The organism is Roseibium sp. RKSG952, from assembly GCF_009711355.1.
The window spans coordinates 1-6,447 of sequence record NZ_SMMF01000743.1; the positions used below are offsets into that span (position 1 = coordinate 1).

At 56.4% G+C, this 6,447-nt stretch carries 10 protein-coding genes and 1 pseudogene; 3 read left to right on the plus strand and 8 right to left on the minus strand.

The window, feature by feature from the left end; all coding sequences use genetic code 11:
* The 7 genes and pseudogenes from E1297_RS05285 to E1297_RS05315 form a co-directional block, all read right to left on the minus strand.
* Positions 1-390, minus strand: a pseudogene (locus E1297_RS05285) (hypothetical protein); the annotation flags it as partial.
* 97 nt (positions 391-487) lie between these two features.
* Positions 488-1,006, minus strand: coding sequence for a DUF669 domain-containing protein (locus E1297_RS05290; protein WP_155134870.1), 519 nt, complete (start codon positions 1,004-1,006; stop codon positions 488-490).
* A gap of 5 nt (positions 1,007-1,011) precedes the next feature.
* Positions 1,012-1,818, minus strand: coding sequence for an ATP-binding protein (locus E1297_RS05295; RefSeq protein WP_155134873.1), 807 nt, complete (start codon positions 1,816-1,818; stop codon positions 1,012-1,014).
* Positions 1,819-1,929: 111 nt separating this feature from the next.
* Positions 1,930-2,430 (minus strand): RusA family crossover junction endodeoxyribonuclease, encoded by a 501-nt coding sequence (locus E1297_RS05300; protein ID WP_155134876.1) that lies wholly within the window; start codon positions 2,428-2,430, stop codon positions 1,930-1,932.
* On the minus strand, positions 2,427-2,582 hold the full coding sequence (locus E1297_RS05305; RefSeq protein ID WP_155134879.1) for a hypothetical protein: 156 nt from the start codon (positions 2,580-2,582) through the stop codon (positions 2,427-2,429). The genes E1297_RS05300 and E1297_RS05305 overlap by 4 nt, the downstream gene beginning before the upstream one ends.
* Positions 2,583-2,597: 15 nt before the next feature.
* Positions 2,598-2,993, minus strand: coding sequence for a hypothetical protein (locus E1297_RS05310; protein WP_155134882.1), 396 nt, complete (start codon positions 2,991-2,993; stop codon positions 2,598-2,600).
* 65 nt (positions 2,994-3,058) lie between these two features.
* Entirely contained in the window at positions 3,059-3,289 is a 231-nt protein-coding gene (locus E1297_RS05315) for a DNA-binding transcriptional regulator (RefSeq protein ID WP_155134885.1), read from the minus strand.
* Positions 3,290-3,307: 18 nt separating this feature from the next.
* Here E1297_RS05315 and E1297_RS05320 point away from each other — a divergent pair, with 18 nt between their 5' ends.
* Together E1297_RS05320 and E1297_RS05325 are read left to right on the plus strand one after the other, a co-directional pair.
* Entirely contained in the window at positions 3,308-3,820 is a 513-nt protein-coding gene (locus E1297_RS05320) for a helix-turn-helix domain-containing protein (RefSeq protein WP_155134888.1), read from the plus strand.
* Positions 3,821-3,899: 79 nt separating this feature from the next.
* On the plus strand, positions 3,900-4,157 hold the full coding sequence (locus E1297_RS05325; RefSeq protein ID WP_155134891.1) for a hypothetical protein: 258 nt from the start codon (positions 3,900-3,902) through the stop codon (positions 4,155-4,157).
* A gap of 378 nt (positions 4,158-4,535) precedes the next feature.
* Here the strand turns inward: E1297_RS05325 and E1297_RS05330 are convergent, their stop codons facing one another.
* Entirely contained in the window at positions 4,536-5,294 is a 759-nt protein-coding gene (locus E1297_RS05330) for a hypothetical protein (protein ID WP_155134894.1), read from the minus strand.
* Positions 5,295-5,671: 377 nt separating this feature from the next.
* On the opposite strand from E1297_RS05330, the gene E1297_RS05335 reads away from it, so the two are divergent.
* On the plus strand, positions 5,672-6,433 hold the full coding sequence (locus E1297_RS05335) for a phosphoadenosine phosphosulfate reductase family protein (protein ID WP_155134896.1): 762 nt from the start codon (positions 5,672-5,674) through the stop codon (positions 6,431-6,433).
* Positions 6,434-6,447 lie beyond the last annotated feature (14 nt).

The following is a 6,447-nucleotide window of genomic DNA, read 5'->3' on the forward strand; positions in this document are numbered from 1 at the left end:
GGCTGAGGCATGGCCGTAGTCGCCAGCGGCGTAGTTGCCGTTGCCTTGCTCTTTTGCCCGCCCGGCAACCCATTTGACAGCCCGGCGCGTCAGATCCCCGAGTGACAGACTGGCCGTAATCGTGATTTCGGCAGACGCAATCTTGCTGTCTGCCCCGGCGTCCCGGTCAATAGCGCCCGCCGCCTCGACTTCCGCAAACACGCTGGTTGCAGGCGGATAATAGCTCCAGACATCCAGCGGATTTTCACAAGAGTGAAACCCGCCTTCCGCGCACCGGACCACCGGGACGTCATGCGTGTAGGTACCGCCGATTTCGTATTGAAAGCCCCGGCAGGTCATATCCTTGTTGAAGCCCTTGCAGGCTTTGACAGGCATGGCTTTATCGTTCATCGTCCGCGTGTCCTTCGCGTGATGTTGAAAAATCTCAGGTGATGGAAACGGGCAGCCGGTCTCTTGTTGGCGCCAGATCACCGGCTGCCCCGCGTGACTACCGGGCCGGTGCCCCGTTGCCCCAGTTCCGGCGCCCGCCATTTGTCGGCATTGCCGGGCCGTTATTGACCGGTGGCTGTGCTGCTTCCGAGGGCTGCTGATACTGCGGTACGGGAGCCGCCGAATAAGGCTCGAACTTGGTGGCCTCCGCCCGGGTTTCCCCAGTTTGCTTGTTCGCCTTGTTCTTGACCGTCACGAACATCGGGATGCCATGCAGCTGCTCGCTGTCGCTGATCGGCCCCAGCCCTGCCGCACGGCAGATTCTGCCAAGCGTTCTATGGGCGATCTCTTCGGCCTTCGCATTGTCATTCTTGATGTTGAGCCATTCCCAATGCTGGCGGCGCTCGAAATCCCCCATGATCACCTCGAATTGCAGGTTGAGCCCCTGACCCGTGCCTGATCTGGGGGGTTTCAGCTCAGACCCGATGATCTGCATTGCATAGCGCCCGTCAGGCAGATCCGCGAAATCATCCTGCGGGGCCTGTTCCGGATCGAATGTCATTCCAAGATGTGCCATTGGGTTTACTCCGCTGCTTCAGCCGGTGCGGTATTTTCGACCGGCGCGGTTGTGGGGGGCGTGTTCGGGAAAAAGGCGGCCATCTGCCGGTAGCCGGTGCCAGCCTCGAAAAGAAGCTTGTCCGGCAATCCGTAGCGGTTCTTGGCGACGAAACTTGGCCGGCCTTCCGCATAGATCCAGCGCTGGCCAAAGCCGGACGCTTTCACTTCCTTGCCGAACCCCTGTTTTTCTTCCTTCACCGACACATCCTGATTGAGAAACAGGATCGCATCGACTTCATCCTGAAACAGCGCCAGCGCCCGCTTGTGCAGCCGGATATCATAACGCGAGTAACTGGCAGCCGTCGGATCGTCGAACCGGTCAATGCTGGAATGCGCGATGAAAACGATGTTCATGGCCTTGCGCGTCCGCAGATCATTGCAGATGCTCAGGAACTCGCGCCAGACGGCTTCCGTGGCGATATAGCCCTTGCCGTAGCCCGGATCCTCGATCGAAGACCATTTGTTGTCTGCGCAAGTCTGAGCCCAGACCAACGCTTCCAGCTTGTCGACGGAATCGACAACCAGCGTTCCAAGGCCATGGTCTTCATCGGCCAGCGCATAAAGCGCCTCCATGACGGCCTGAAACGTCGTCAGGTGGCCGAACGTGTTGATTTCGAGCCCTGCAGGCGTACCGTCTTCCACCTGGATGAACACCGCATCGGGAAACTCGGCAGCCAGTGTGGTCTTGCCCATGCCGGGCGGACCATAAAGCAGGATGCGCGGGGGCAGCGTGGCCGTGGCGCGCTTGAGAGAGGAAAGGGAAATTGCCATTTTTCGTCCTTGTTCTTGTCTTCCTCGCGGCCCCGATGGGGTCCGGGTGCCCGGCGCGAGGAAAACGGTTGGCTGACCGCACCGCGACCACGCGGCACGCCGGGCACCCGTTCAGGGAATAGACATGGGCAGCAGTCCCGCGATCACGCAGGGCCGGTCGCTGTAGCTTTTTCGCGCCACAATCCGGACCACTTGCGCATCGTCCTCGAAGACAATGCCGTTGAGCCCGTCGAGCACCGCCTTGACGTAATTGTCGAGATCGGGCCGGGAGACCGGAAGCGTCCTGCCGTCCAGCGCCTCCCGTTTTTGTCTGGCCGACCAGCTGACCGGCACCGGCAGAAAGACCTCGATAATCGCGTTCAACGGGCCATCCAGCGGCGTGCGCCCGTTCATCGCAAATTTGGCACACGACCGGATCAGCTGTTCATAAGCGCGTGTGTCTGACGGCGTGACGGCCCGGCCGCGATAGTATCTGGGGCGCCCCTTGGCCACGGGTCTGCCGGAAATTTCGATGATCACCTCGGCGGGTTGGTCAGACGACGCCGGAGACCCCGGCGCCGCCTTCCCGGCCTCACGACCGCCGCCGACGGTCGTATTCCTGTCAAGGGTCATACCCGCACCCCCTCGCATGCGACCGGCAAGCGGTCCTGCTTGGTCAGGGTGGTTGTGGAGCGGTTCCCGTAGTCTGACCGCAGCCAGACGATCACCATCACCATCGCCAGAAAAGCGAGCACGTCAGGAACCGTGACCTGTTTGAAAGTCATGACCGCTTTCCCCCGTCAGCCTTGAGCCAGGGAGCGACCCAGAAAGCCAGCCGCAAGGCCAGTGTCCCGGTCACGTACCCCGCTCCGGCGATGATCTTGCGCGCCAGCCAGTCGCGTTCCGTCACCAAGCAGTAGGGCTTCGAGCTGTGCGATACGCGCTTTAAGTCTTTCGATCTCATTGTGTGGGTTCGCCTTTTCCGCGAGGTCCAGAAACAGCTCAAGGTGAGCCGGATGATTGCAGCGTGCTTCCCGGTGGAAATAGGCCCGCACAGTGCGCTCGCTCAAACCTGTCGCATCCGCAATCCGGTTGCGCATGGCGAGCTGGTTGTCGCCCGGCTGGCGCAAAACTTCACCCAGCCTTGCGACGGCCTGATGCATGTCATCTGCTGTCGGGTCATTCCGGTAAGCCATTGAAATACCCCCTGAATACGCGTGTGGGTGAAATACCCACCAAATCAGAATGAAGCCGTGCTTTCCTATGGATGTTCGGGAGATGAGTTGACTTCAGGAGGCTGGGCCGCTTCCGCGTCAACCTCACCAACTGAACTAAGCCAACGATCAAATGTTGCCTTTGCAGCACCGCGAGGTTTGTGAATTCCGTTTTCCGTGCGACTGATAGTTGCTTGAGTAGTGCCGAGAATTGCCGCTAAGCCGCTCTGAGAAAGCCCTTTTTTGAGGCGCAACTCCCGGAGCATTTGTAAGGACATGCAGCAGCTCCGTATTTATTGCGTATTATTAATACGTTTCGAATTGTATTTCGTCAACACCAAAGGACTGGAAAAATGCGCACAATAGGTCCGGTTGAATATCTCAAACGGAACATTGGTAATACGATGGACAAAAATGAGCGCCTGCGCACAGCCCGCAAACGCGCCGGTTTTTCATCGGCCACGTCAGCGGCTGAGGCTATGAGCGTGAACCCGACGACATACACATCGCACGAAAACGGGCATCGTGACTTTGACGAGGACACCGCCGCGAAATATGCGCGACGGTTTAAGGTCGACGTCGCATGGCTTGTTTTTGGCAAGGGTGACGAGCCGTCATCGGACGAACCCTGCAGCGGCGGCCTTCAAGGTAGCGACATTGAAGATGAAGAACTCTTCCTGGAAGCCTATCGCGAAGCGCGGGAAATCGAAAAGGAACTGATCGGAGGGCCGGGGCCCGTGATCAAGTTTACAAAAATGGTTCATATCATCTACAGGGAGAAACTATCAAAACGGGAACATAATAAATAATTCATTTCACGGTTGTATCACACTCGTTTGGTATTCATGTTTATGGTGGGGGCGTATTTTTGACGCTTTGGGGGCAGTTGTGGACTTCAAAGAGAATTGTGAACGTTTTCGAGAATTATACAAAGACGAGCAAAAACTATCTGGATACGACTTACTTCAGGATAGGCTGAATGCAGCGCAACGCGCCAGCGTTAGCATTTTGGCGCAAATGCTTTGCATGACACTTTTTGAACATCCTTACCCGGATGAAATCGAGGCGACGGACGTTCGAAGCTTTACCGACAAGCTGGACCTCTCAATTTCAGCGGCACTAGATGGAAGCAAAATTCAGCAATGAAAAACTTTGTTTTCACACTCGATCCAGAGCATATAGATGCAGGCCTTGCGGATGATACCGCAAGGCAGCTCTACGATGCGTGGCGCTCAAGCAATGGCTTCCTCTGCCAGGAGCTTGTTCCTCTGTCGCCGCTTTTGGTTGTCTTTGATGGACGCCCCACACAACAGGACACCCCGGACATTCTTATGGCTGGCAAGGAATCCCTATCAACCCTCTTGCTGGGAGACGACTGGGCTTGCACGCCGACAGAAGTAAAGACCAAGCTGAACGATGACTATAGACGGATGGTCAGCGATGCTTACGTCCGAGCCTCAAATTATCTGCGTCCCGTATTCGATATCGTGACCACCGATCTGGATTATGAAGACAGGGGCACTCTCAAACTTCGTTACCAGAGATTGATACTTCCATTCTCGACGGACCAGGGTGCGACATTCTTGATGTGTTACTCACATGATGTATCGAATGTCCGGTCAACATTGGGTCTGAGGCAAGACGGCAAATCCCCTCAGCTCCCAGACCCACAAAGTACAAGTTATGCAAGTCGGTTTGTTCCGGCTTTTTATCCCAGATAAGAGCAACCGGCTTGGCGATGCTGTAGCCCCAGTTCAAATGGTAGTTTTGTTGAATTTTATCGGGGCGCATAAACCCGTAGACGATATCCGGCTGCCATTTCGAAAAGGCTGTGAGGATAAGCAGCCGCTGGCATAACCCTAGCAGGTTTCGCCCACGCCACGCCCTGCTCACATACCCTCCCCCCACATAGACGGTCGTTCCGGATACCATTCCAGCAAAAGCTGTAGAGCCACTGGCGAGCCGGACCTTACCGCCCCCCTCTGCTAAAAAGACTCTTTCAAAATACTGAGTAATGAGCTGCTGGAGGGACCAGCCGCGGCCGTCCTCATACTTTGACGCACAGGTCCCAATACACTCCCCACGATCATCATACAGACCAACCCACAGCAACTGGTTTGGCGGAAGCGTGTTCAGCGAGCGACGGAAATGTTCACTTATGGAACTGCCCGCAACAGCTTGAGCCGACGAAAACTCCAACTCCTCCACATCACTGGACAGTCTTATATCACTTACGCCGAGCTTCTTGATTGCGCCATCAAGCTCACAAACTGCCTTGGCCATTTCCAGTTCCGTGGGAATAAACAGCACTTTTCAACACCCCTCAATATGAACAGCCCGCATACCGCAATACACGCAGCATACAACCATTAAACTCAGCGACTGAACGCACGATTTTTGTTTTCCGCACTTTTTGTATTGACGAACCATACGATACGAATTATTTTCGTATTACCGAATGAGAAGTTCTCCTCCCAAGGAGAGACCTGCGCACCAGCCCCCTGTGTCTACCTCCCCACTGGGGCGATGCGCATCCGAGAAGCCACTTAAACGGCCTGATCTAGCTGAAACTGTGCGGCTGCTTCCACCCCCACCAGCAGCCGCCCCTTTTTCAAGCGCTCGCGTGAGCGTTTCAAAAAGGCAAACCATGAGGAGCTGACATGCTGCTGGAACTGGACAAGATCCGCTCATTCATCAAGCGCGGCGCTGTCTTCTACGTCTCTCACAGTGGCGGGAAAGACAGCCAGGCGATGTATGTCGCCCTGTCCCGTGTTGGCCCTGCAGGGCAACTCTGCGTCGTTCATGCCGATCTTGGAGAGATCGAATGGCGCGGCGTTCAAGAGCACATTCAGGCAACCACCAGCCAAGCATTGAACGTGGTCAGGGCATCCAAGACCTTCTTTGACATGGTGCGTCACCGTGCCCGCACACGCCCCGATGTGCCCGCATGGCCGTCCAGCACCACCCGGCAATGCACCAGCGATCTCAAGCGCAACCCGATTCACAAGTTCATCAGGAACGACATGAAAACCCGGGGCATCACGCTGGCGCTGAACTGCACCGGCATTCGCGCTGAGGAAAGCCCGTCCCGTGCCAGGAAAGAGCCGCTGAAGATCAACACGGCGTTGAGCAAGGCAGGCAGGGAGGTTTGGGAGTACATGCCCATTCACCACCTGACCACGGCACATGTGTTTCACTTGATTAAATCGGCTGGACAAGAGCCGTTTTGGGCATACCGCGAAAATGAACGCCTCTCCTGCGTCTTCTGCATCATGGGGTGCGAAAACGACCTGAGCCACGGCGCTAGGCAGCGGCCCGAATTGTATCAAGCCTATCTGGATCTGGAGCAGGAAACCGGCTGGACGATGTTCAACGGCAAGTCCCTGCGTGACCGGGTTCAGCTTCAAGCAATCGCAGCCTGAACAGGAGACCGCGT